The organism is Nostoc sp. TCL26-01, from assembly GCF_013393945.1.
Classification (GTDB): Bacteria; Cyanobacteriota; Cyanobacteriia; order Cyanobacteriales; family Nostocaceae; genus Trichormus.
This window is the reverse complement of record NZ_CP040297.1, coordinates 5,307,393-5,331,866: the sequence shown is the minus strand read 5'-3', so window position 1 is coordinate 5,331,866 and position 24,474 is coordinate 5,307,393. Positions and strand designations below refer to the sequence as shown.

The 24,474-nt window shown below is 40.5% G+C and carries 19 protein-coding genes and 3 pseudogenes; 10 read left to right on the top strand and 12 right to left on the bottom strand.

Features of this window, described 5'->3' with window-relative positions; translation table 11 throughout:
* Positions 1-345: 345 nt before the first annotated feature.
* The 3 genes from FD725_RS23040 to FD725_RS23030 all read left to right on the top strand — a co-directional run bounded on the left by FD725_RS23040 (position 346) and on the right by FD725_RS23030 (position 3,860).
* Entirely contained in the window at positions 346-1,509 is a 1,164-nt protein-coding gene (locus tag FD725_RS23040; protein ID WP_179050299.1) for a GuaB3 family IMP dehydrogenase-related protein, read from the top strand.
* A gap of 364 nt (positions 1,510-1,873) precedes the next feature.
* Positions 1,874-2,197: a thioredoxin gene (gene trxA / locus FD725_RS23035; RefSeq protein WP_179051657.1), complete on the top strand. Its 324-nt coding sequence runs from the start codon at positions 1,874-1,876 to the stop codon at positions 2,195-2,197.
* Positions 2,198-2,399: 202 nt separating this feature from the next.
* Positions 2,400-3,860, top strand: a complete 1,461-nt coding sequence (locus FD725_RS23030; protein WP_179050298.1) for a glycosyltransferase family 39 protein — start codon at positions 2,400-2,402, stop codon at positions 3,858-3,860.
* Here the strand turns inward: FD725_RS23030 and FD725_RS23025 are convergent.
* Positions 3,849-4,918, bottom strand: a protein-coding gene (locus FD725_RS23025; RefSeq protein WP_179047673.1) for an ISKra4 family transposase whose coding sequence is annotated in 2 segments (ribosomal slippage) — positions 3,849-4,762 and positions 4,762-4,918 — 1,071 coding nt in all. Because the reading frame shifts where the segments join, the coding sequence is not laid out codon by codon here. The two genes, FD725_RS23030 and FD725_RS23025, sit on opposite strands and share 12 nt — an antisense overlap.
* A gap of 382 nt (positions 4,919-5,300) precedes the next feature.
* Here FD725_RS23025 and FD725_RS23020 point away from each other — a divergent pair.
* A complete protein-coding gene (locus FD725_RS23020; RefSeq protein WP_179050297.1) occupies positions 5,301-6,371 on the top strand; it encodes an LOG family protein in 1,071 nt (356 codons plus the stop codon).
* A 766-nt stretch (positions 6,372-7,137) separates the two neighbouring features.
* Complete coding sequence (locus FD725_RS23015; RefSeq protein WP_179050296.1) at positions 7,138-8,457, top strand: D-alanyl-D-alanine carboxypeptidase/D-alanyl-D-alanine-endopeptidase; 1,320 nt, start codon at positions 7,138-7,140, stop codon at positions 8,455-8,457.
* Positions 8,458-8,640: 183 nt separating this feature from the next.
* On the opposite strand, the gene FD725_RS23010 is transcribed toward FD725_RS23015, so the two are convergent.
* From FD725_RS23010 to FD725_RS22975, 8 genes and pseudogenes are all read right to left on the bottom strand, one after another.
* Entirely contained in the window at positions 8,641-9,366 is a 726-nt protein-coding gene (locus FD725_RS23010; protein WP_179050295.1) for a hypothetical protein, read from the bottom strand.
* 370 nt (positions 9,367-9,736) lie between these two features.
* Positions 9,737-10,249, bottom strand: a pseudogene (locus FD725_RS23005) (DUF2887 domain-containing protein); the annotation flags it as partial.
* A 592-nt stretch (positions 10,250-10,841) separates the two neighbouring features.
* Entirely contained in the window at positions 10,842-11,366 is a 525-nt protein-coding gene (locus FD725_RS23000) for a DUF937 domain-containing protein (RefSeq protein WP_179050294.1), read from the bottom strand.
* Between the two features lie 139 nt (positions 11,367-11,505).
* Positions 11,506-12,639: a serine/threonine-protein kinase gene (locus tag FD725_RS22995; RefSeq protein ID WP_179050293.1), complete on the bottom strand. Its 1,134-nt coding sequence runs from the start codon at positions 12,637-12,639 to the stop codon at positions 11,506-11,508.
* 64 nt (positions 12,640-12,703) lie between these two features.
* Positions 12,704-13,123 (bottom strand): PIN domain-containing protein, encoded by a 420-nt coding sequence (locus FD725_RS22990; protein WP_179050292.1) that lies wholly within the window; start codon positions 13,121-13,123, stop codon positions 12,704-12,706.
* Positions 13,104-13,358 carry a hypothetical protein gene (locus FD725_RS22985; RefSeq protein WP_179051656.1) on the bottom strand — a complete coding sequence of 85 codons (255 nt, stop codon included), beginning with the start codon at positions 13,356-13,358 and terminating at the stop codon, positions 13,104-13,106. Before FD725_RS22985 ends, FD725_RS22990 begins: the two co-directional genes overlap by 20 nt.
* Positions 13,359-13,589: 231 nt before the next feature.
* Complete coding sequence (locus tag FD725_RS22980) at positions 13,590-14,063, bottom strand: DUF6334 family protein (protein ID WP_179050291.1); 474 nt, start codon at positions 14,061-14,063, stop codon at positions 13,590-13,592.
* A complete protein-coding gene (locus FD725_RS22975) occupies positions 14,053-14,316 on the bottom strand; it encodes a hypothetical protein (protein ID WP_179050290.1) in 264 nt (87 codons plus the stop codon). Before FD725_RS22975 ends, FD725_RS22980 begins: the two co-directional genes overlap by 11 nt.
* Positions 14,317-14,508: 192 nt before the next feature.
* Here FD725_RS22975 and FD725_RS22970 point away from each other — a divergent pair, with 192 nt between their 5' ends.
* Positions 14,509-15,540 carry a hypothetical protein gene (locus FD725_RS22970; protein ID WP_179050289.1) on the top strand — a complete coding sequence of 344 codons (1,032 nt, stop codon included), beginning with the start codon at positions 14,509-14,511 and terminating at the stop codon, positions 15,538-15,540.
* Between the two features lie 125 nt (positions 15,541-15,665).
* Here the strand turns inward: FD725_RS22970 and FD725_RS32680 are convergent.
* Positions 15,666-16,582 (bottom strand): annotated as a pseudogene (locus FD725_RS32680) (ISAs1 family transposase).
* A 108-nt stretch (positions 16,583-16,690) separates the two neighbouring features.
* Between FD725_RS32680 and FD725_RS22955 the strand changes: the two are divergent.
* Positions 16,691-17,668, top strand: a complete 978-nt coding sequence (locus FD725_RS22955; protein WP_179050287.1) for a formylglycine-generating enzyme family protein — start codon at positions 16,691-16,693, stop codon at positions 17,666-17,668.
* 431 nt (positions 17,669-18,099) lie between these two features.
* Positions 18,100-19,065 (top strand): annotated as a pseudogene (locus FD725_RS22950) (DUF4351 domain-containing protein).
* Between the two features lie 111 nt (positions 19,066-19,176).
* Here FD725_RS22950 and FD725_RS22945 read toward each other — a convergent pair.
* On the bottom strand, positions 19,177-19,446 hold the full coding sequence (locus FD725_RS22945) for a DUF4926 domain-containing protein (RefSeq protein WP_179050286.1): 270 nt from the start codon (positions 19,444-19,446) through the stop codon (positions 19,177-19,179).
* Between the two features lie 115 nt (positions 19,447-19,561).
* On the opposite strand from FD725_RS22945, the gene FD725_RS22940 reads away from it, so the two are divergent.
* A complete protein-coding gene (locus FD725_RS22940; RefSeq protein ID WP_179050285.1) occupies positions 19,562-20,338 on the top strand; it encodes a DUF5131 family protein in 777 nt (258 codons plus the stop codon).
* Here FD725_RS22940 and FD725_RS22935 read toward each other — a convergent pair.
* Positions 20,328-21,455: a three-Cys-motif partner protein TcmP gene (locus tag FD725_RS22935; protein ID WP_179050284.1), complete on the bottom strand. Its 1,128-nt coding sequence runs from the start codon at positions 21,453-21,455 to the stop codon at positions 20,328-20,330. The two genes, FD725_RS22940 and FD725_RS22935, sit on opposite strands and share 11 nt — an antisense overlap.
* 138 nt (positions 21,456-21,593) lie before the next feature.
* Here FD725_RS22935 and ileS point away from each other — a divergent pair, with 138 nt between their 5' ends.
* On the top strand, positions 21,594-24,461 hold the full coding sequence (gene ileS / locus FD725_RS22930) for an isoleucine--tRNA ligase (protein WP_179050283.1): 2,868 nt from the start codon (positions 21,594-21,596) through the stop codon (positions 24,459-24,461).
* The last annotated feature ends 13 nt before the right edge of the window (positions 24,462-24,474 follow it).

Below are 24,474 nucleotides of genomic sequence, written 5' to 3'. Positions count from 1 at the left end.
CTAGCACCTAGATGGGAAAGAAATAGTCATTAGTCAATGGTCATTAGTCAATAGTCAATAGTCATTAGTCATTGGTCATTGGTCATTGGTCATTGGTCATTGGTCATTGGTCATTGGTCATTGGTTAATAGCAATTAATTTACTCTCCCCTTGTCCCCTTATCCCCTTGTCCCCTTGTCCCCTTGTCCCCTTATCCCCTTGTCCCCTTGTCCCCTTGTCCCCTTATCCCCTTGTCCCCCACTCCCCACTCCCCCACTCCCCACTCCCCCACTTCCCAAAAAATCCCTGCAAACTTTCTCACAATTTGATACCCTAGCTAGAACAGATTTGAGAAAAGTTAACAGCGTGGAAATTCAACTTGGGCGGGGGAAGACAGCTCGTAGAGCATATGGAATCGATGAAATTGCTCTAGTCCCCGGTAACAGAACACTTGATCCGAATTTAGCGGATACTAGGTGGAAAATCGGTAACATTGAGCGAGAAATACCCATTATTGCTAGTGCGATGGATGGCGTTGTCGATGTCAAAATGGCTGTACGTTTATCGCAGTTAGGAGCATTAGGAGTGCTGAACCTGGAAGGCATTCAAACTCGTTATGCTGATCCAGAGCCGATTTTAGATCGGATTGCGTCCGTTGGCAAAGATGAGTTTGTCTCATTGATGCAGGAACTGTATGCCGAACCCATCAAGCCAGAATTAATCACTAAACGTATCCAAGAAATCAAACAGCAAGGCGGAATTGCAGCTGTTAGTGCAACTCCAATGGGAGCTAGCAAATACGGTGAGGTAGTAGCCAAGGCTGGAGCAGATTTATTTTTTATTCAAGCGACAGTAGTTTCCACTGCTCACCTATCACCAGAATCGATAACTCCCCTAGATTTAGCAGAATTTTGTCGTTCTATGCCCATCCCGGTAATTTTAGGGAACTGCGTAACTTACGAAGTCACCTTAAATTTAATCAAAGCTGGGGCGGCTGCGGTATTGGTGGGAATTGGCCCTGGTGCAGCTTGTACTTCTCGTGGCGTGTTGGGTGTAGGCGTACCCCAAGCAACAGCGATCGCTGATTGTGCTGCCGCAAGAGATGATTACTATCAACAGACGGGTAAATATGTCCCCATCATTGCTGATGGTGGTTTAATCACTGGTGGCGATATTTGTAAATGTATTGCTTGTGGTGCTGATGGTGTGATGATTGGTTCACCCTTTGCTAGAGCCGCCCAAGCGCCCGGTAGAGGGTTCCATTGGGGTATGGCAACACCTAGTCCAGTACTGCCCCGTGGAACTCGGATTAGAGTAGGTACAACTGGTAGTTTAGAGCAAATTCTCATTGGCCCTGCTGGGCTGGATGATGGCACTCATAACCTTTTGGGAGCTTTAAAAACCAGTATGGGAACTTTAGGAGCCAAAGATATAAAACAAATGCAACAAGTTGAAGTTGTAATTGCTCCTTCTTTGTTAACTGAAGGTAAAGTGTACCAAAAAGCTCAACAATTAGGTATGGGTAAATAAAGGGAATAGGAAATAGGGAATAGGGAATATTTATGATGGATTAAGAAATAAATTTTTTATTCTGCCTCACGCCCTATGCCCCCTACCCAACTTTAAAATTATTCAGGAAATTTTTCCAGACTCTTAAACAACCACTGGAAAAATCACATATGTCGCCTACAATAGAGATAGCGGAGACGCATGTTTCCGTTCACTCCTCACACCACACTCCGCCCGGACTACTGTTCGGGCGGTTCCTTTTGTATGTATATACATAAATTCTTTAACTTCTTTGCAAATGTACATCCTTCTATTTTTGGCAGTTGTTTTTGCTATGGTAGAATTTTCACGAAAGTCAGAAATATAATTGGCAAAGGTTTTAGGCATGTCAGAAGCCGCACAAGTTACAGATTCTAGCTTTAAGCAAGAAGTACTCGACAGCGATGTACCTGTTTTAGTCGATTTTTGGGCCCCTTGGTGTGGTCCTTGCAGAATGGTCGCTCCTGTTGTCGAAGAAATAGCTGTACAGTACCTGGGTAAAATAAAAGTAGTCAAAGTTAATACCGATGAGAATCCGCAAGTTGCAAGCCAGTATGGCATCCGCAGTATTCCCACATTAATGATTTTTAAAGGCGGTCAGAAAGTTGATATGGTAGTGGGTGCGGTTCCTAAAACTACACTATCTCAAACCCTGGAGAAGCATATCTGAAACTCAATCAGTAGTAAACTCTCGTTGAGTATTCTATTGGCATTAAGTTTAGGTAAATATTTTTCTACTACTTGATGAGGTACTAAATTCAGCACCTCATCAGTTTTTCTTTTTTAAATATCCTTAAATTATTAAATAAATCTATAACTATAAAAATTTTATTTTTAAATTAAGAAATTAGCTTCACGGACAAATTTAAAATATGTCTCAGAATCATAGCCAAGCTAGTTTATCCAGTAATTACACAACAATCTGTTTTTTGAGCATTTTAATTATTGGATCTTTCTTAAGAATCATGGCACTGGGCGATATTCCTCAAGGATTTTCCTGTGATGAAGCTTCTTTTGGCTATGAATCTTTTTCGATTCTAGAAACGCTACGTGATAGATATGGGAAATTCTTACCACCGTTTCTACAACTCTTCGGCAACGATTATCCTGCTTCTTTATATGTATTAGCTACAGTTCCCTTTATTAAAGTATTGGGAATGACTGAATTTTCTACCAGAATAGTTGCAGCCATAACAGGTAGCTTAACAATTTTTGCTGTATATTTTTTAACAGAAGAACTTTTTAGCAAAAGAGTAAGCATCTTTGCCGCATTACTTTTAGCGATCAATCCTTGGCATATCCATTACAGTCGTATTGCATTCAATCTGGTTTTTCTACCTCTTTTTTTCTGCATGGCGTTATTGTTTTTGATGAAAAGTTTTAGAAAACCTAATTACATCGCTATCAGTAGTTTATTTTTTGGTATCAGTTTATATACTTATAGTTCAGCTAGAGTCTTCATTTCATTATTTGTACTTGGGTTAATATTGATGTTTAGGAAACATCTTTGGAATCATAAAAAACAAACATTTATTGCGGCGTTACTATTTTTACTTATCTTTATTCCACTTTTTAGATTTTGGATATCACCAGAAGGAATGGCTAGAGCTAGAGGAACTGGATTAGTTTCTCATCCCTTAACGATCGCATTAAATTACTTTTCTCACTTTAGCCCAAATTTTTTATTTTTTCAGGGTAGTTCCATCTTTAATGAAAATCCAGCCAGGATTGGTGAACTTTATTTTTTTGAGTTAATTACCGTCGCATTGGGAATATTTAAACTAATTTCTGCTGAAAAGAAAGTCAGAAGTATATTACTGTTATGGCTATGCCTGTATCCACTACCAGCAGCATTTGTCGCTCTAGCAAGTCCACAACGTTCTATAGTGGGCGCACCTTTATTTGCTATTATTTCAGCTTATGGTTTGACGCAATTAATAGATTTATTTAGACTGAAACAAAAAGCCATAATCTTGGGGACGACTCTTGTCTTGGTAGCCAGCCTATTGTTATTTTCCTATCGGTATTTTATCAACCCCTCATCTGATGCAGCAAAGCTCTGGAATTATGGAATTAAAGATGCTATCAAATTTGCCAGCAAGAGTTCATATGCTGGGTTTGTGATGAGTAGTGATACAAATAGTAGTTGCTTTGCTATCTATGATTTTGTCGCATTTATTCCTTTTTATACTTATTTTCCTCCTCAAGAATATCAACGTTCACCCATTCCCCCTTGGATTCGAGGTTCACGAGATAAGGTTTATTCTCTTGGCAAATACTATCTGATGTCTATAGGGAGCATCCACTTTTGGCAGAAAGACTCAAATAGCTAATAAACCATTGAGATAAGCACAACGAATAGAGAGGATGTGATTAACACTATCAACATTCCACTGTGCGCCAGAAATTTTAATCCTCGCACCAATTTGTTTAATAGCAGATTCAACTGCGCCAGAACCAATAGAACAAAGTTGTTCAGCCTGGTAATAGGCATAATTGACAAGACGAGAGCGATGTTTTTCAAGATAAGCAATGAAGTTCTTCGCTTGTTTACCTCGGCAATGAAGAAATAAAGCTTGAGTTTCTTCTATCTGACCTTGCCATAACAGCGTTTCAGCAGCTTTAAGCCGTTTTAAAGAACCACCAACTTTATAGAGATTTTCTTTGAGGTGATACCAATCCAAGATTTCCCAACGCTCAAAATTTTCTGTTTTACCAAACTCTTTGACTAGATTCCACACGCCATCATGACCATCCCCCAAGCACACTAACGGGTTAACCAGACGTTGGCTATTGACATAATCAACTAATGATTGGTTGTCATCAAAAAACGCACCATAGTAAATCCCTTGCAGACGAACGGTTTTATAGTCTCGCCAGTAACAGCCTGCTTTCGGTTTACCTCTGAGTCGGACTTTTCCTCCATCTACACTGACTTCTGAAACTGCTTGTTTTGCAAATGGTAGTTGAAAATCTTGTGACAGCACTAATTTTTGTTGCGTTGAGTGACCCACTTTGACTCCTGTCAATGCCTCAACTTCAATTTCTGCTTTTTGGTATGATTCGTTAGCTGACAGCCTTAAACAACACTTTTGAAGTAATGGACTTAACCGGGTTCTTGGCTTCAAACCCAGTTTCTGTAACTGTTTGGCTTTAAGAGTCAGTTCCCCCACTAAGCTTTTAATTTTCCTGGTTTTACCTACTTTTGTTCCAGTTTTTTGTTCGATAAAAAAAGGGCTATTTCTGGACTGACTAGTTCTAATATTTGACTCCGAACTGTTTTTTCTATACTTTCGAGGTCTGTCAGCTTACTTTTATCTGCTTCTTCATACAGTAGTGTTGACAATTCTTGTAAACAGGCTTTGATTCTTTCTTGTTTATCCTGGTTCATGGTAAGTCATCCACACTGTTTTATCTGTTGTTATATTCTCCCAGAACCTGTATATCTTCCAAAAGTGGATGCTCCCTGTCTATATCAAAGCAAAACAATTTAAAAGAGGAATATTTATATATTATTCGTCCTGAAGAAATTCCCACTTTAGCTGCAAAAGGCTATAAATGGAAAGAGATTCATACTATTAAAAATTCTCGTAATGAATACTTTAAGCTAGTTGAAATCAGTAAAAAGTCAACAGTTATTAGTCAGTAGTCATTGGTCAACAATCAAAAGCTATTCTCTCTCATCTTCTTCATCTCTCCCATTATCCATATTCTTTTGATAAATTAGAGTCCAAAATTAGGTAGAATGTAATGCCATCGTGGTGGCATCTATCATGACTTCATCTGCGTCGTTTGACATTTTAGAGTCTCTGCAAGCGGATATCGCTGACTTAATCGATCGCCTACCGACATTAAAAAATCGGCAGTTCATCCAGCAGGCGTTGGCTACTATCGTTCGCTTGGCTGATACTGATATTGAGCGTCTCGATTGGAAAATATTGTCGGCTGCTTTGGCAGATATGGAACGAGGTTTCCAGCTATTTTATAACTATCGACACGTCCGCAAAGTGACGATTTTTGGTTCAGCTCGGCTATTGCCAAAAACACCAGCTTACCAGATGGCAGTGGAATTTGCTCGCGCTGTGACGCAACTGGGATTTATGGTGATGACTGGGGGGGGTGGTGGGATCATGCAAGCCGGCAATGAAGGTGCGGGACGAGAGAAATCTTTTGGACTGAATATTCAGCTACCCTTTGAACAAGAAGCCAACCCAATTATCGAGGGTGATCCGAAGCTGATACACTTTAAATATTTCTTTACTCGCAAGCTATTTCTGCTCAAAGAAAGTGATGCGATCGCTTTATTTCCCGGTGGCTTTGGTACTCAAGATGAGGCTTTTGAGTGCATGACATTGAGTCAAACAGGTAAGTTTGGCCCTGTACCATTAGTTTTAATTGATCACCCAGGTGGTGATTATTGGCAGTCTTGGAGCGAATATATTAATCAGCATCTAGTCAAAACTGGTTTGGTGAGTCCGGAAGATCCTAGCCTGTACACTGTGACGGATAACCTAGAGGTAGCTTGTCATGCTATCACGCGCTTTTATCAGGTTTATCACTCTAGTCGTTATGTCGGAGATCAGTTGGTGATTCGCTTAACCCAAGAATTATCCGATATGGAAGTTGAGCAACTGAATGCCGAATTTAGCGATATTCTGGTGCAGGGCAAAATTGAAAAAAGTGCAGCTTTACCCCAAGAAAGCCAAGATGAAACTGTGGAACTACCCCGGTTAATTCTCTATTTCAATCAACGAGACTTGGGACGTTTATATCAGATGATTGCGGCAATTAACTATATGGGTATTCCTGCGACAAAAGAACAAGTGCATCCAGAAAGGAAATAGATAATTTGTAATTCGTAATTCGTAATGACGCTCGTTCGCTCTTAGAGGACGTTTGAAAAGTCTGTTTCTTTGTCATGTTGAATGCAGCGTAGCGGAATGAAACATCTCGGTATGTGCTACAAAACCTAGATTCTTCCTGACGCTCCGCTCCAGTCAGAATGACATTTTTATACCTACTGAAACTTTTCCAACACCCTCTTAGCGTCTCCCCTTGGGAGAAGACTCGCTAACGTAATTCGTAATTCGTAATACCGCTACGCGGAAGCAAGCTACGTAATTTCCTGTGGGTACTCCAAAGGAGAACTCGGAGAGTGGGCTTGCGCCTACGTCATACTTGCCTTCATGTGAGAAGCATCACAAAATGTTAGGGGCAGGTTCACGAGATATTTGTGAATTCATTCTCCCCTACAGCTTCTGGACTTCGGTTTTATGTTCCGTCATGGCGACGTAAGGAAGCAATCGCAAAACCTTTGGTACACCGCTATAACAATGCTTAAATATCTAGGCGATCGCTTACTACATTTCACTACATTACTGTTATCAGCAGACTTAAACAAGCAATAACTTTGTCTTAATTTTATGTCTAAATAGATAAAATCTTTCTCTAGACTGGGGAATTGTGAATAATCGAACTAAAACAATGTAATCTAACCTACTTCCAGATGAGAAAAACACCAGTTATTATGACTCAGTACTGATTGTCACCAGAAATCTCGTATATTGGCACAGGAAACTCTATATTACATTCTAAAAGGGGAATTAAGTCATGCTGGAGTTTTTGAGTTCGGGTTTGGTTTCTCTGTGGCTAGAAATGGCAGGGGTACAAATCAAACCGGCAGATGCCTTAGATGCTGTCACTTGGCAAAGTAGCCCAGGCTTGATTATTGCATCTGACCCTAATCCAGCAGGAGTCAATACAGTTAAACAATATTTGCAGGCTTTAGTTAAAACAAAATTAATCGCTCAGAATCTCACGGAAAGCCAAGGAATTTGGATGCAGTCTGGCCCCATACTGGTGGCTAATCATCAAGGGACTACGCCTCTACCTGCGGCTTCTCTGACGAAGGTGGCAACGTCCTTGGTGGCTTTAAAAACCTGGGGGCCAGATCATCAATTTACAACCACGATCGCCTCTACAGGTAAAGTTGTTAATGGAGTATTACAAGGCGATTTAATCATCAATGGTGGTGGCGATCCTCTGTTTGTTTGGGAAGAAGCGATCGCTCTGGGTAATACTCTCAATAAAATGGGCATTAAACAGGTAAAAGGGAATCTGGTAATTAGTGGTAATTTCGCCATGAATTTCCAGCGTCATCCCCTCTTAGCTGGACAAATGCTCAAACAAGCCCTCAATTCTCAAACTTGGACTCGTCCCCCCATATACGTCCACTCCATCATGGCTAAGGGAACACCCAAGCCCCAATTAGCAATTAATGGCACAATCAAATATGCTGCCCAATCTATCCCCCAACAAACTTTGCTAATACGTCATCGTTCTTTACCCTTGAAACAATTAATCAAGGAAATGAACGTTTATAGCAACAATGAAATGGCACAAATGCTGGCAGAATCAGTGGGAGGACACACTGTAGTTCAAGCTATAGCTGCCAAAATGGCGAGAGTCCCAGCAACAGAAATTCAGTTAATTAACGGTTCAGGATTGGGGCCGGAAAATCGCATTTCTCCTAGGGCTGTATGTGCGATGTTTATGGCGCTACAACAGGAAGTAGCTAGTTACCAACTAAACTTAGCTGACTTGTTTCCGATGTCTGGTTTAGATCATCGAGGCACAATGCACTCTAGACATTTACCCGCCGCTACGGTGATGAAGACAGGAACTCTGCGAGATGTCAGCGCTTTAGCTGGTGTTGTTCCCACACGCGATCGCGGTTTGGTTTGGTTTGCTATCATCAACCGTGGCCCCCAAATCTCTGCTTTTCGTCAAGAACAAGACAAGCTACTACAACGTCTGGTGCAACAGTTACAAATCTCTCCCAGTGTCCCCACAGCCTTAATTCCCCACTCAGTTAAATCATTACCTGATCTTGGTAATATCAACCGCAATGAAATTTTGGTAAGGAGTTAGTTATTGGTCAATAGTCAATAGTCAATAGTCATTAGTCAGTGGTCATTAGTCATTAGTCTTGGGTGCTGAGTAGCCATTAATTATTCTCCTCTACACCCCTACCAAATCAGTTACCAGTTAATAAACGTTCACTGTTCACTGTTTACACCCCTACACCCGGCGATCGCTCCTACGCAGACTCTTTCACGTGTTAGATTGACTCTGTAAGGTTTTCATTTCATATTGCACATCTAAAGAAATTTGCAAGGCTTCATTGAGTAACCTGCCATGTTCAGTAGCTTGTGCGGTAATTTGCATGGCAGCTAATGTTGCCAAATTATCGTCAAATAAATCTGTATTTCTGAGAATAAAATTCTTATTTTCTCGTAATATTTTTTCTGTTTTTAAAGCTCTGACTAAATCAACTCTTGTCAGTTTTAAAGCCGCAATAATTTTTTCTCTTTCTTGAATAGACACACCTGTGTTACCAGCATCTTCTATTTGATCATTAATATCTATAGCCTTGATGACAGCATTGTATCTATCTACATCATTTAAAAGTATTTCTAAAGAAGTAGTCATATTTTTTTTGAGTACTTTTTGTTGATTTTTCCATAAGTAATATAAAGAAATTTGTGTACTTAAACCACCCAAAAAACTGAAGATAATTAATAGTAACCAAGATGGAATTATGATCCAAGTAGCAAATGACTTAATAATGACATCAAAAAATATATAGGCAAAAATTAATACAGAAAAGCTCAGAAAAACTACTGTAGCTCCTTCCGAACCTTTAATTTTACGAACGATTTTTTGACAAAACTTTTTAAAATTATTGCTGATAATAATTAATTCAGATTTTACAGGTAGATTAGTAAGTTTTTGTAATTCATTATGGCTAATGTCTAAGTCTTGTAAATCATTACGCACAGCTTTACCCAAATTAAGCAAAATAGTTATTTAGTACAATATAACAAGCAATTTTAGGGATTGCTAAAAGGCTGGTAATTTTGTCTCAAAATTTATATATGGGACTCAGATTTGATTTTTGTTAGCGTAGCCTGTGCTTGCACATAAAAACTCAGTACAAGTCGAGGAACTTCTTACAAGAGTGCCTATTGCCTACCTACTCAAATTATTAGGCTAGCCCATGTTCAATAGCCAGGCTGCTGCTTTTAAGAAAGGTTTGACGTTCCAAGTCTGGGCAAATTCGTGTTTCTTCAATGTTCAGTTCCATCATAGTTTCCATCTCTTCGCCACAAAACTTACAAAAACTTGTAAACGCCTATCTCCCGTTTGCTTACTCCTCCGTGTTCTCCTGTGCAGCAAGCCGGACAGTTTCTACATCAACGTTGAGTTGTTGAGCAATCTGTTCTACACTCATCCCTGTTTTTAGTAACAATGGCACAGCTGCTTTCAATATTTCTTCCCTACCCTCAGCTTTCGCTTCCTGGTAAACCCTGGGTTCCTCTAAAGTCAGTCCCAGCATCGCTTCTACTTCCTCTCTACTCAACGAAGAAAACTTGTAAACGGCAATTGTTGTAATAATATCTATTATCTCGTTTTTCGGCAGTGTGCCAGTTGAATCTAATTGTACTCTTTCAATTAATTGCTTCGCTTGCTCTGCCATCGATTTATTTGATGCAATTGTTAACTGCATTAAATTGATGCCTATCGGCAGAGTATCGGGAGTACCTAACTCATCCAAATAAATGCGCTGCACTTGGTCGCTGTTTAAAAATATGCGATGAGTTCTTGTATCGCTTGGTTCCAAACTGCGTGATGGGAAAATTACCACACAGTACCAGTCATCGTTGATTATTTCTATTGGATTCGTTCATTTCCTAGCAAACCAATTCAATTGATTCTTCCTATCACCTTTTTGGTTGTCTTAGCTTTTCTTACCAACTGGTCTTAAGAAACGTGGTGGTGCGACAAGGATGCCGGAGGAAATCATTCGTAGCTATTTAGTTAACCCTTTTCTATACAATGAATACACTTTTTGCTGTGGATGCAACAATTACATTCATCAGAAAGAACTTTACTGGTGTGAAACAGGGCAATGCTTGGCAGATTATTTCCAAGAGTTGCAACAACAGTACATCCGCATACATGGCGAACCCCCTCCTAATCCATTCGCATAGAATCCATTAGATATCTTTTCTTAGCTAGCGGCTGGTCTTTTGAGCATCAATCTGTTGAAGAAGAATACATTCGTCAGAATACCCTTCTCCTGTCGGAGACGCTACCGCGTAGCTTGCTTCCCGTACCCTTCGGGAAGCAAGCGACAGGAGTCAGAATCAAGACTCTCGTTCGCGTAGCTTCTCCCAAGCTACGTGTTAGCGTCTCTGAAAGAGAAGACTTTACGCTGCGCTATCAGTCGCGGATTTAGACCTGCGAGCTTACTACCTGCCAACATATCTACTAGCCAATTGCATAGCGTCAGCAATATCGACATCACCATCGTTGTCTGCATCTAAGAAGGAATTAAGGACAGAATTCCCGCCAGTTTGAGGATTTTCGGCATTAGCGCCAGACTGAAGGAAATTCAAGACTAAAGGAACAACTACAGGTAACAGTTGTTGAATTGTCCCAGCATCTAATCCTGTGTGTTGGGAAGCTATTTGTGCTACTTGCTGTTGTGTTTGTGGTGCAAACAAGGAATCAACCGCTTGGGGATCAGCAGAGGTTCCAGCATATTGGTTGACTACGGCTTGGGCTGCTGCGTTACCTTCTGTCGCTTGCTTTTGTTGTAAAGCAGAACGCACATAGTTACCAACTACACCCACAACCGATTGAATTGTAGAAGGATCTGCACCAGTGCTATTACTCAACTGATTGACAGTGTTGATGATACTTCCTATTTGTCCTAAGTTGCCTTGTTGGTTGGGGTTGCTCACAGCACCCAGAATTTGGTCAAATAGTCCCATAGTTTAGTTTCTCCTTATTTGTGATGAATGGAAAAATTGTGGTTACTGTTTGCTATTATGAAAAAATTCAGGCTCCAAAACTATAAACTTAAGACAGAAAAATTTTAGCGATCGCCAATTCTGCTCACGCCCGAATATCCTATTGACCTTCTGAGTTATTATTACCGAGATATTTAGCTTTTAACTGCTCTAATTCGTCATCTATAACATCTGATTTTCTGTTGTTATGAGACTGAGGTGTAGAATTTTGTGGCGGAATTTTATTTTGCTGATTTTTTCCACCAACTAAAAACTGAGTTTTCATCTCTTCCAATTCTAAGTCAATTTGACTAGAGGTTTTATTGACTATTATGGGTGGAGATGTTGATGATAATTCAGGTGTGGCAACTACTGGCGAGTGTTGATTTAAATCTTGTAAAACTTCTTCTATAGTTTGATAACGCCTCATGGGAATGCTTTCTAGCATCTTATTAATAATTTGACTTAACTCTTGACTAAAGGGAGTTTTTAAATACTGTTGCCAAACCCAAGTATCATGATTAATCTCATAAGAATCAAAAGGCGATCGCCCAGTCAATAAATTAATACAAGTTGCCCCTAAACTATAAATATCACTGGTAAAACTAGCTCTACCTCTAATTTGCTCTGGTGCAACATATTCAGGACTACCAATACTTGTACCTGTTTGATTTAAAGCTGTGCTAGTGGCAGATTTAGCAGCCCCAAAATCTACCAGCACTAGTTTTTTGTCGCTATTACGTAATATAATATTTTCTGGTTTAATATCTCGATGAATTACCTGTCGAGAATGACAAAATTGTAAAACTGACAATAAGTCATTTAATAGTTGCCGGATCTGGGCTTCATTAAACACACCCCTTTGTGCCAATACCTGCGCTAGATTTGCTCCGTCAATAAATTCTTGTACTAAATACTGGCGATCTTCATGGGTAAAATATGCTAAAAGTTCGGGAATTTGCGGATGCTTGCCTAAATCCTCTAATCGCACGGCTTCTTGGTTAAATAATTCCACCGCTTTTTGGACGGTGTTCGTACCTTGGGCTTGGGGATAAAATTGCTTAATCACACAGCGAGGCTTGGAAGGCTTATCTTCATCCACAGCTAAGAAAGTCCTGCCAAAACCACCTTGCCCAATTGGTTTGACGGCACGGTAGCGTTCCTTGAGGAGTAACTTAGAACCACAACTCAAGCAAAACTTAATATCTTGAGGATTTTCTGGCTTTGGGCAACGGGGGTTAAGGCAGTAACTCATTGGCAGGATAGCGTTTCCTATCGCTCTTACTGTCTTTATTTTGCCTTGTGCTAGCCCACAGTGGTTAAGTTCGCCAATTATCTAGTTGGAGACTGTAACCTAATGTTTGAATTCGTTGATAATGTGCTAAGTTACCACTGACTAGAGATAAGTTTTGTTGAATGGCAATGGCAGCAATAATTGAGTCAGCTAACCCTATGGGTTGTCCAATTCTTTCTAAATCAGCATAAATACGTCCCGCTAACTCAGCATCACTCAACTGCAAAGTTAATATTTCTGCAACAGCTATTTGAGCAAAAAACTGCTGAATTTTGTCTTCCCGTTGGAGTTTATGCCAACCTTTGACGATTTCTAAGACTGTTATCATGCTGATAGTGTAGCGACCATGAACAGCTAAATAAGCGATCGCATTAGCAACAACACGCTGATCTCTACGCTTCAGACTTTCCGAAAGAATATCTGTGTCAAGTAGTACTTTTTTCAAAACGTTGATTTAATGGGTGTGCTGCCCGATCTTTCATTACCTCTTCTAGCATCTCATCTACTGAGTCAGGATCATCAGCAAATAATCCTAGTAAAGGGTATTTTGATGGTTCTATCACGGCTAGCTGATTGATCGCATATGCAAACAATTCTGACAAGTTACAATGGCGTGACTTCGCTAAAGCCAATGCTTTTTCTAGGGTTGTGGCATCTATTTGCAGTTCGATTTTTTCCATGCTGCCTCCTATGAAAGCATTTGTCATACAGCGATTTTAGCATTTTGGCTAGGCGCTCAAGGGAAAGCGATCGCCTCTGCCGTCCCTGCTCATCAAAGCGATTGTATATTTTTAGTTGGAAGTCCCTAGACTCAACAAAATGTGCTTCTCTAAAGCAAGAAACGCTATAAACTGTTCAGTGGAAATGTAAAATTCTCTGTACAAATCATTTTTGATTGACTCAAAGTAATTTCAGATGCTTGTCTTAAAAGCTACATCTTCTAATTCATTCAATGCTGCTTGTGCTACATAGTTTTTTGATGCTTGTACAGATTTATTGTTTCTATATTTAGATATTTGCTGAGAACGAAATACTTTTAAGACTGAACCTTCTGAGATAAATGTAATACTGGGATGTAGAGAATCAAAGGCAAAAATCACCTGATCTTGATAACCTTGATTGTTATCACAAATCCATACCATCATTAGTTTTTTACTAATTAAAGACTGACACCATAAGGGAGTATCTACTGCATCAGTATTAGTTTCAGCTTGTTGTAATATCTCTATCTCATCAGTATCAGCAATTGGTAGCAGCGTGATTTTTGTATCTGGAAAAAATAGTTCAACTTGATCAATACACAGTTCATCACCACTAAACTCTTGATCTTCAACAATTGATACTGCTATCAGTGACTCTCCAATAGGAAATTCTTCAGTTTCCATATTTTTCACGTTTTTTTCTAGCTTGTTTAAGGATTTTTATGGCAGTTTCTGCGTCTTCGTCTCCTGTAGCTGCTAAATTTGCTAATTCACCAATGCTCAGATTTTGATAATCACTGCGTAATTGATTAACCTGACCTTGACCTCCTCCACGCTCCCGAATGGCATCACTAATAATTTTATCTTTCAGATTGGCGAGATTGCCGAGCTTTTTTAGACCACCCGATGTCAGGTTAACTTCGTTCTGTTCATCCATGTCAAGATTACAACTAAACTTGATACTGGGAAAATTAACTCTCATCCAAAACTGTATGAGAAAAGGTATTTTTCATCTTTGGTGGTGAAACTTGCCTTATCTCGACCACCTGCTTCATCAGAATATCAACACAGCCAATGTCCCCAGAGTATGTAATAATAAGCCGATCGCTAGACTAATAAGTTACCAACTGTGCAATCAACGGATCATATCAACGACCTTGCTGCGGCTTTGCAACAGCCTGCGGACCTTACCTTTGAACTGCCCGATCCCGAAGATGAACAAATCCCAGAGTCAGATTTCCAACAACAGTTGGATGTAGCTTGGCAGGTATGCGATCGCTTTGATTTGCAAACTGAAATCTGGCGGGGTAGAATCTTAAGGGCTATCCGGGATAGGGAAAAAAAGGGTGGTGATGGACGCGGTACAGGTTTTCTCGCTTGGCTCAAGGAACGAGAAATTAGCAAAAGTCAAGCCTATGCTTGGATTCAGTTAGCCAATAGTGCTGATACTCTCCTGGAAGAGGGCAAGCTGGAACCCAGTGCTGTGAATAATTTTAGTAAACGGGCGTTTGTGGAAACTGCCAAAGCTGTACCAGAAGTGCAGCAGATGGTAAGTGAGTCAGCGAGTAAAGGCGATCGCATCACTAGGCGGGAAGTCCGTCAACTCACCGACGAATGGACAGCCATGAGTTCGGATTTATTACCAGAAACAGTCAAGGTAAAAGCAGCCGAAAACTCTCTCCCTCCCCGCTACATTGCGCCGCTAGTCAAGGAAATGGAGAAACTGCCAGAATCGCACCAAAAGTTTATCCAAAAGGAAATCGCCGCTAATCCCGATGTCGATACCATCAAGCAAGTCACCACAGAAGCGCGTCAACTAGCCAAATATCTCAAATCTGCCGCCCAAGTCCAAGCACTGATTAAAGAAGATGTAGACATCGAAACAGCACTAGAAGAAGCCCAAAGAGTCGGTTGTTTGAGTGTAGCGGCTGACTTAGTCAACCAAGCATCCCAAATCGAACAAGCGATCGCTAAACTATATATGACCTGGAAACGCATCGGTAATTTAGCTGATAGGCTATATGTAGATACTGGTGCAAGTACTCCTAATTTGCGATCGCTCCTCAGTTGCATCGAACCTCTAGGTGGTGAAGTCATGGAAGTCCAACTCAGTGATGCTACCGAACACACCGTTCGTTTGCAAATTCAAGAGACAAATTAAAAGTAGTCAATGGTCAATAGTCAATAGTCAATTGTTAGTTTTGTAGTTATCGCGTCAGCGTAACGCACCATGATATTTTCTGCTACGTCTCTACTCCCCTCTCCGCGTCGGAGAGCAGGGTGGTTTCATACAAAGAAAGAAAAAACTTTTTGGATTTGATTGGCTAAAGCACGTTGAGCTTGAGGGATAGTGCGAAAACCGAGAAATCTGGCAAGAGTGATGAAAAAATTATGTAAGATTGCCCAATTAACTGGTGCATTGCCACCTCGTCGTAGTGGAAAATCCTCGCAAAAAGTCACATCACGAACCCAATGGAGCCGATTTTCAATTCCCCAATGTTGCTGGGTGTCAGTGAGAGCATCTTCAGCTGATAGGAGCTGACTACAAATATAGAACTGACGCTCTTGAAATGATTCACCATCACGGATACCAGAGCGTTCAACTTGGACAAAGGTTTTAAGTCCAGCCCATTGACTTTGTAATCTTTCTGGAGCCGCAAATACCTGAGAGCAACGCACAACTTGGCGATGGTGAGTATTATCTTCGATTGTCGCACTGCTCAAAGGTAGCTGTGTCTGTGACTGAGTTTGAGCCATTTTGTACAGCGTTGGTTGATTTTCTTTTAATCCAATCAGGTAATCATTGCCACTATTGATGATCAGCGATACAGTTTTTTTTGGCAGTGTAAAGCATCAAGGGTAAAAACGACTTTTTGCCCAGAAAACTCACTAATTAATTGTTGTACTATTGCCATTTCACTAATTTTTTTGTTTGACATTGGTTGCATCCTCAGTACGATACCTCGACTATGACTATAAACTGATACTGTATTGATGAAATTTTGGTAGGACTGACTGTAATCTGTCACTGTGCAGCGAATGCCTTTGCCGTCAATTGCCAATCTTTCTCCTGGTATCGGTGGCACAAAAACTGATGCCCAATCATTAAATAAGTCGGTGAATGCCTGAAAATCTATTGTTTTGAGTACTCTTCGGAACGTTGAATAGGATGGCAACTTGATTGTCTCATCTAGGTTTAACATTTCGATTAAGCTTTGCCTGTGTACTTTGGTAAAGTCCTCCAATGGTCGCTAGCCCCAATACCCAGTCATTGCTAAGAGCAATATCAGCAATAATACTAACCATAATTCATGTCTTCGTCCCCGGATGTGCCGATAGTCTGGTACTTCCTGCAATTGTTCGACAAGATTCATACTGTTTATCTCTCCATTTTTTTCCACCCTCTACAAATCATTATTATTTTTCTTTCTTTGTATGAAACCACCCTGGCCACCATCACGTTAAAAAGCTCAGGATTTTTAGGTATTGGGGAAAAAAAGCTAGTAATTAACCGTAGTCGCAGACGCGCTGAGTATTTCCGAGAAAGTTTGGTTAATGGTGTCGTGCTGGATATGGTAGCAATTCCTGGCGGTAAATTTTTCATGGGTTCGCCAGAAAATGAGCCAGGACACACAAGTGATGAAAGTCCACAACACACAGTTACTCTCCAACCCTTTTTCATGGGGAAATTTCCTGTCACGCAAGCTCAATGGCAAGCTGTTGCTTCACTTGCTAAGGTAAATATTCTTTTAGATACTGACCCATCATATTTTAAAGGTGCTAATCGTCCTGTGGAAAACGTTTCTTGGGATGATGCGGTTGAGTTTTGCGCTAGATTATCGAAAAAAACTGGGAGAATCTATCGCTTACCCAGCGAGGCGCAATGGGAATATGCTTGTCGTGCAGGAACGACTACACCATTTTATGTTGGCGACACAATTACGACAGATTTGGCAAATTATAATGGCAATTACACTTATGGTTCTGGTGTAAAGGGTGAATATCGAGAGCAAACAACAGATGTAGGAAAATTTCCTGCTAATCCCTTTGGTTTATTTGATATGTGTGGTAATATATGGGGATGGTGTCAGGATGAGTGGCACGAAAATTATAATCAAGCCCCAGTAGACGGTAGTTCATGGCTGGGTGTTAATATAAAATACAGACTGCTGCGCGGTGGTTCTTGGAGAGTCATCTCAGGGGTCTGTCGCAGTGCAGTCCGTGGCAGGGTTACACCCGTCGCCCGCCGCAGCGGTATCGGTTTTCGCGTCGTTCTAGTTTCCGGGTGAGGACTCATCCTAGCCCTTTACACTTTTGCCCTCTAGCACTCTGCCCTTTTTTCTTTTCTCTTCTTATTCCCTCGCGCTTTGCACGAAAATTTTTTTTGCTTTTCAGATAAAACTTATACAATACACGATACTAGCGGTTTTAGCAAGCGATATCAGCAAAGAACTAGCCAAGTAGGTTGGGTTGAGGCTTTGCGAAACCCAACACAACCCACCAAATATTTATTGGTCTTCCCTACATCAACCTAACCTACTTTTGTTCTTAACTGAACCCTATTAGTCTATGCTTGATTTTGACGATCAACTAATATTAAACTTTGAAAATGTTGGGTTTCGCTTTAGCTCAACCCAACCTACTATTCTATTGTTCAATGAGCGATAATAATCGCAATTTATTTTATCATCATAACTGGGCATCATCTATAAATTAACTCATGACCGAGGAACTAGCAAGAGCCGATAATGATTCACCGTGGAAGGAAATATTAGAAGCGTATTTTCCCCAAGCAATGCAATTTTTCTTCCCAAAAACAGCAGCACTAATTGACTGGGAACGTCCCCACGAATTCCTCGATAAAGAATTTCAACAAATAGCTCGTGACGCTGAACAGGGAAGAAGATATGCAGATAAATTAGTGAAAGTATGGCAACTTGAAGGACAAGAAATTTGGCTATTAATCCATGTCGAAATCCAAGCAAAACCAGAAGATGCTTTTTCAGAAAGGATGTTTTCTTATAACCTGCGAATTTTTGACAAATTTTCTCAACCTGCCATCAGTTTAGCTATTTTGTGCGACACCGACACGAAATGGTGACCACACCAATATAGTTATGATTATCCCGACACCAGATTAAACTTTGAATTTGGCACCGTCAAACTGCTAGATTACCAAAATCGTTGGGCAGAATTAGAAGCCAGTGATAACCCTTTTGCCACAGTGGTAATGGCACATTTGAAAACACAGGAGACGACGAAAAAGCTAGGAGAACGGAAAACTTGGAAATTTAGTTTAATCCGCCGATTGTATGAACAAGGATGGCAAGAAAAAGATATCCGTAACCTATATCGATTCATTGATTGGGTTATGATTTTACCAAAGGTATTAGAAGCAGAATTTTGGCAAGAGTTTAAGCAATTCGAGCAGGAGCAAAGTATGAGCTACGTAACAACTGGTGAGCGCATTGGCTACGAACGCGGAGAACAAGAAGGCAGGCAAAAACAAGCAATAGAGCTTGTACTACGGCTACTACAAAAACGGGTGGGAGAGTTACCGCAATCTGTGAGCGATCGCATTTACGCTCTGTCTCTCCATCAACTAGAAACGCTGGGTGAAGCTTTATTAGATTTTACAGGACTAGACGACTTACTTACCTGGTTGGCGGCACATCCTGTGGAATAGAAATTTTTTCTGAGTCGAGGATGTTGGGTTTCAGTATTGCTCAACCGAACCTACTACTATAAGTTGAGTGTAATTGTTAGGTTTCATGTCTGAAACAAGCCTATACCTAATTTATGCTGTAACCATTGCCGGTACTGAATTAGGAGATACTGGCTCAAAGTGTAAAACCATAACTTGCTCTGAACTTAAACCAACAGATTCATAGGTTTGTCCATTGCGTAGGCATAGCCCGCCGCAGGCATCGCTAAACTCTACTTCAAATGCAGCACCGTTAGCCAATAATTCTACAACTGTACCAACTTGACCACGCAACAGATTATATTCAGGTAGATCAATTGTGAGTGCTACTATATCAAGCAACTTTGGTGTATTTGTACTCATTTTTTATAAGCGACTTATTTATCAACTACTCATGATATCATGATAGTACATATGAATTATGTTAATTCAAACAGTATAACTTAACAAAATAATAAATTTATAAGGTGGAATAATTATGTCTAGTACTCATACAGGTATTGAGTGGACGGATAAAACGTGGAATCCAACTACGGGTTGTAATAAAGTTAGTCCAGGTTGCTTACATTGTTATGCGGAAGCCCTTACAAAACGTTTTCCTAATAATTTCAAGAATGGTTTTGATTTAACTTTACACCCAGAAAGGTTAACAGAACCCTTAAGGTGGCGTACTCCAAGTAGAATATTTGTTAACTCAATGAGTGATCTTTTTCACGAAGAAGTACCTCTTGATTTTATTCAGGATGTATTCAAGGTGATTCATGATACACCTTGGCACATATATCAAATATTAACGAAAAGACCTGAAAGATTCGTTGAACTAGCATCTCATTTAGAATTTTATCAAAATATTTGGTTGGGTGTATCAGTTGAGAATCAGAACTATATCCATCGTATTGATTTTCTTCGCCAAGTTTCTGCAAATGTGCGTTTTCTTTCATGTGAACCACTGTTAGGTTCATTGAATCTTGACTTAAGAAATATTGATTTGGTCATTGTTGGTGGCGAGTCTGGACAAAAACATCGTCAAATGAAGATTGAATGGGTGGAGGATATTCATGACCAATGTCAGAAAGCAGGAGTAGCATTTTTCTTCAAGCAGATTGGGGGTAGAACTTCTAAAGCTGGAGGTAGATTACTAAATGGTCAAATATGGGATGAAATGCCTCTAGCTTGGCAAGAACATCAAAACATATGGAGTAAATCTTCTCAACAACGCTCATTGAAAAGAGAAAAATTGGAACTTATGGCTTAAGTGGAAATGTAACTTTAACGGAATTAGCAAATGTAATTTCACCTTTCCTCCTTTGTCTTTTGTCAGATGGTGGTTCTGCTATAATTTTCCCTTGGGATTCAAGACTATTCAGAGCAGCTTTGTAGTTCTTACTGATGTAACGTTTACCAACATGATGTTGATTGTAAATTTCTTCCATCGTGATTATTTGACCAGCGAATACGTCTAATAGCATTGCTTCTAATTCATCAAGAGGACGGGCAAGTTCAAAAAGTAATGGTTGTTTAGAAGTTGCCGGATTATACTCAAAGGAAGGTACACCTTGATTTTCACCAGAACTTTCTTTAGCCATGATGTCTTTCATTATTTCATAGCCTTTAATATGCTTACTGACAAAAATTAAGTGATGGCTAGTACGGTTACCGTTCTCATGTTTAAAGCGAAAAGGTAGAACATACTTCCCACCCATTTCTTGTAGAGCTTCACAAATAGCTTCTATAATTGTTAATTCACGTTCTTCTGGTTTTAGTAATTGGAGTTTTTCTCTTAATTTATCTGCTCTTATTTTTCCAAATAAAGCATTTACATGGTCTTCAACTGCTGCATTGCCTATACCCATATTGATACGGTTATAGTTAAAAAAGAAAAGGCAATCACAACCCCAGTTTTTCACAACTGAGTTTATCAGTTCTAATGATAGTCCCTTATATCCCCACGGATCTACAAAAAATAATGTTGGGATAAAGTTCAGCCGAGAAAAATCATTAACAATATTTTCCCCTACTTCAAAATTCATGACTTCAGGCTTATATCTTAATTGCTCAATTCCTGGAATTGCTTCTATAGCTTCTTGTAGAGAATTAGTATGTTCAGAATTAGCATCATTAAATAATGTTTTCAGCATATTTCGCATATCTGGATCAGCAATTGCTGTTTCTAAAACTTTGATAGGCGTAGATTTTGAACCATCTTTATATCTACCAGGTCCAGCAAAAAGGTCTATATAAGCAATTTCATGTCTTGCTTGTTTCGCAGTTGGTATAATAACCTTTGCCCAAGCCCAAAAATATTTCTCAACAATTCTGGCTTTTATTAAAGACTGCTCTTTTTGCTCCTCAAAGAAAGAAGAATTGTTCATATTCAATTACTATATGTATCGTATTAATATGGTAAATTCTACATTACTTAATGTCTAGAACTGAAATCCTGTAGTTTTAGACTTCCTGCCATCTTCTATAATTGATAGACCTGCACATATATTCTTAGGCATGAAGCTGTGACAGAAACTGGAAGCTACAAAGATACTGTAAATTTACCCAAGACTAATTTTGATATGCGGGCGAACGCCATCAAGCGGGAACCTGAGATTCAAAAGTTCTGGGAAGACAATAAAATTTTTGAGAGCCTGTCGCAAAATAACCCAGGCGAATTATTTATACTGCACGATGGGCCTCCCTACGCTAACGGCTCTCTGCATAGCGGTCACGCTTTAGGTAAAATTCTTAAAGATATTATTAATCGCTACCAATTGCTGCAAGGACGTAAGGTGCGCTACGTCCCTGGTTGGGACTGTCATGGTTTGCCTATTGAATTAAAAGTTTTGCAGAACATGAAGTCAGCAGAACGGCAAAACTTAACGCCTTTACAGTTGCGGCAAAAAGCTAGACAATTTGCCCTAGAAGCAGTCGCAGACCAAAATAAAAGTTGTATTCGCTTTGGGATGTGGGGCGATTTTGCCCACCCTTATCTGACTTTGCAGCCGGAATATGAAGCGGCGCAAATTGGCGTTTTCGGTCAGATGTTCTTAAAAGGTTACATCTATCGGGGTTTGAAACCTGTTCACTGGAGTCCCAGTTCTAAGACAGCTTTGGCGGAAGCGGAGTTGGAATATCCAGAAGGGCATACTTCCCGCAGTATCTATGCAGCTTTCCCCATCACGGGTTTGGCTGAGGCTGTTAAACCAATTTTAGGTGAGTATTTACCTGATTTGTATGTGGCTATCTGGACTACTACACCTTGGACAATTCCCGGAAATTTGGCTGTGGCGGTGAATGGAGACTTACAATATGCTGTGGTGGAAGTTGCTGATGGCGAAGCGACAAAATATTTGATTGTCGCGGCTGATTTGGTGGAGGGTTTATCTGCTACTTTGGGAGTGCAGTTAACCGTAAAAGCCACATTAAAAGGGCAAGATTTAGAACATACCACTTACCGTCATCCGTTATTTGACAGAGAAAGTCCGGTGGTTGTGGGTGGGGATTACATCACGACGGAATCGGGTACGGGGTTGGTACATACTGCCCCTGGTCATGGTCAAGAAGACTACATCGTGGGTTTACGTTATGGTTTGCCGATTCTTGCGCCTGTGGATGATAACGGTAACTTTACTGATGAGGCGGGACAGTTTGCTGGGTTGAATGTGCTGGGTGATGGGAATCAAGCGGTAATTGATGCGTTGGCGGCGGCGGGTTCTTTGTTGAAAGAGGAACCTTATCAGCACAAGTATCCCTACGACTGGCGGACGAAAAAGCCGACGATTTTCCGGGCGACTGAACAGTGGTTTGCTTCGGTATCTGGATTTCGGGAGGAAGCATTAAAGGCGATCGCATCTGTAAAATGGATACCAGCCCAAGGTCAAAATCGGATCACGCCAATGGTGGCTGAACGTTCTGATTGGTGTATCTCCCGTCAGCGTGCTTGGGGTGTCCCTATTCCCGTTTTCTACGACGAAGCCACTGGGGAAGTACTGCTGAATGAGTCAACTATCAACCATGTGCAAGCAATTATTGCCGAAAAAGGTTCTGATGCTTGGTGGGAACTGTCGGTAGAGGAATTATTACCAGAATCTTACCGTGACAATGGCAAGTCTTACCGCAAGGGTACAGACACAATGGATGTATGGTTTGATTCTGGTTCATCTTGGGCAGCAGTCACAAAACAGCGTCCAGAATTGCACTACCCAGCTGATTTATACTTGGAAGGCTCAGACCAACATCGTGGTTGGTTTCAGTCCAGTTTGCTCACGAGTGTAGCAGTGAATGACATTGCACCTTACAAAACTGTCTTGACTCATGGCTTTGTTTTAGATGAACAAGGGCGAAAAATGAGCAAGTCGGAAGGAAATGTGATTGATCCAAATACAATCATTGAAGGCGGGAAAAATAAAAAAGAAGAACCGCCTTATGGTGCAGATGTCTTGCGGTTGTGGGTGTCATCGGTAGATTACTCCAGCGATGTCCGCATTGGCAAAAACATCATCCGCCAACTCAATGATGTCAGAGGTAAGATTCGCAATACAGCGCGATTTTTGTTGGGGAGTTTGCACGATTTTGATCCCGAAAAAGACGCAGTACCCTTTGCAGAATTACCGCAGCTAGATAAATATATGCTGCATCGCATCCGTGAAGTGTTCCAGGAAGTGACAGAAGCTTTTGAAAGTTTCCAATTCTTCAAGTTCTTCCAAACTGTCCAGAATTTCTGCGTGGTGGATTTATCTAATTTCTATTTAGATGTGGCTAAGGATAGGCTGTATATCAGCGCACCCGATGCTTTCCGCCGCCGCAGTTGTCAAACAGTAATACACATTGCCTTAGAAAATTTAGCACGAGCGATCGCACCTGTTCTCTGTCATACTGCTGAGGATATCTGGCAATATCTCCCCTACAAAACACCATACAAATCAGTGTTTCAAGCTGGTTGGGTACAGTTAGAGGAGCAATGGGATAATCCAGATTTAGGCGAATTTTGGGAAGCTTTACGACAACTCCGCACCGATGTTAATAAAGTTCTAGAACAAGCCAGAATCGAAAAAATGATTGGTTCTTCTCTAGAAGCCAAAGCGTTGATTTATATTCCTCACAAACAGTTAGGTGATGCTATCAAAGCCTTTAACCCTGTGAAGGGGAACGGTATTGATGAACTGCGGTATTTATTGCTGACATCTCAGGTGGAAATATTAGATTCTCCAGAAAAACTGCCAGGATTAAAATATACCGCCCAAACAAACGACTGGGAAATTGGGGTGGTAGATGCAGACGGGGAAAAATGCGATCGCTGTTGGAATTATTCTACTCATGTAGGAGAATCACAAGAGCATCCCCTGTTATGTGAACGCTGCGTTTCTGCCTTAGCCGGTGAATTCTAAAGATTCCCATACC